The sequence below is a fragment of the Streptomyces sp. NPDC058664 genome, from assembly GCF_042716635.1.
Taxonomy (GTDB): Bacteria; Actinomycetota; Actinomycetes; order Streptomycetales; family Streptomycetaceae; genus Streptomyces.
Map to the genome: position 1 here is coordinate 1 of NZ_JBHXRW010000059.1, position 979 is coordinate 979.

At 71.2% G+C, this 979-nt stretch carries 2 protein-coding genes; both read left to right on the forward strand.

Annotated elements, in window-relative coordinates; genetic code table 11:
• The first annotated feature begins 265 nt into the window (after positions 1 to 265).
• Complete coding sequence (locus ACFWUY_RS33180) at positions 266 to 688, forward strand: STAS domain-containing protein (RefSeq protein WP_384118552.1); 423 nt, start codon at positions 266 to 268, stop codon at positions 686 to 688.
• Positions 685 to 864 carry a hypothetical protein gene (locus tag ACFWUY_RS33185; RefSeq protein ID WP_384118554.1) on the forward strand — a complete coding sequence of 60 codons (180 nt, stop codon included), beginning with the start codon at positions 685 to 687 and terminating at the stop codon, positions 862 to 864. Before ACFWUY_RS33180 ends, ACFWUY_RS33185 begins: the two co-directional genes overlap by 4 nt.
• Positions 865 to 979: the final 115 nt, after the last annotated feature.

Below are 979 nucleotides of genomic sequence, written 5' to 3' on the forward strand. Positions count from 1 at the left end.
GCGGTTGCGGTACGGGCGGACATCCACCCGGATGCCCCCTATGCCATTTCGTCACAAGAGAGATGACCCGACGGAGGCCACCGATGACGGACCGGTTGACGGGCGGACCGCTCGTGCCGCGTCCTCGCGCCGCCGGTGTGACCGTCGCCCGTCTGCCTCATCCGGGTGGAATCTTTCCCTCTTACTGGGGATCGGTGCTGGTCACATGGGGTGAAAGGGCTGCGTGGCTCGTTCCCGGAGGTGGCGGGAGAGGGTTGATGGGGATGTGAGTACCTCGAGCACCGCCCCGATACTGCCCGCCCCTCTCTCCGTTCCCGCCCCGTCCGTCGTGCACGACTCGGGCGCGGACACCGCGCCCGGCGTCATAGTCATCGACTCCTGCACCACGCTCGGCACCACGCTGGTCGTTCACCTCGCCGGGGAGATCGACCACTTCAGCGTCACGCCGTTGCGGGCGCTCCTGTCCTCGGCGGCCGACCACGGCTGTACCGGTCTCGTGCTCGACACCTCCGGGATCACCTTCTGCGACTCCGGCTTCCTGGCCGTCCTCGACTGGTGGCCCCGGCACGGACGCCGCCTCGGACTCGTGAACCGCTCCCGGGCCGTTCACCACCTCCTGAACGCGGCTGCCGCCACAGGGCGGCGGACGGCCCGGGCAGATCTGCTGACGGCAGCGGCCACGTCATGACGTTCATCCTCCTGACCTGCGGCCCGATGCTCGCGGCGGTCCTCCTCGTCCACTGGGAACCCCGCGAACTCCGCGTACCCCGCCGCCACGGTCCCGCCCGGCCTCCCCGGCCCGCACCTCGCAGAACCCTGATCCACTGCCGCCTGGCGCTCCCGCTCCTGGAGCCCACCGCGTAGAAACGAAAGGGTGGGGGGGGTTGGGGGGGGGCCCCGCCCCCCAACCCCCCCAACCCCCCCTGGCGGTACCCGCGGGAGGAAAAACGCGGGGGGGGGGAACAGGGCGGGGGCCGGA

What these genes read in the sequence shown, in the direction of transcription:
- ACFWUY_RS33185 (WP_384118554.1), top strand. Translation starts at nt 685, where the DNA reads ATGACGTTCATCCTCCTGACCTGCGGCCCGATGCTCGCGGCGGTCCTC.